This window comes from Pantoea sp. 18069 (assembly GCF_902706035.1).
Lineage (GTDB): Bacteria > Pseudomonadota > Gammaproteobacteria > Burkholderiales > Burkholderiaceae_C > Comamonas.
Genome location: NZ_CACSJA010000170.1, coordinates 1 through 270 on the forward strand (window position 1 = coordinate 1; position 270 = coordinate 270).

Genomic DNA, 270 nt, shown 5'->3' on the forward strand with positions numbered 1-270 from the left:
AATGGGGCCGCCAGTGCGCCTACTGCGGCGCCAGGAATCTGCCCCTGCAGATCGAACACATCCGAGCTAGGGCCTATGGCGGCAGCAACCGTGCCTCCAACTTGACCCTGGCCTGCGCCTGCTGCAACCAGAAAAAAGCGGCACGCAGCATTGAGGATTTTCTGTCCCAGGACCACAAGCGACTAAACGCCATTCTTGCGCAGGTCCAAAAGCCGCTGAGCGATGCGGCAGCCGTCAACGCCACGCGCTGGGCACTGGCAAACGCCTTGC

General features: G+C 62.2%; 1 protein-coding gene. It reads left to right on the forward strand.

All coding sequences use genetic code 11. From position 1 onward, the window contains the following. Nucleotides 1–270 (forward strand): HNH endonuclease (locus GVL12_RS26090; protein WP_200844120.1); only part of this gene is annotated, 270 nt, incomplete at both ends.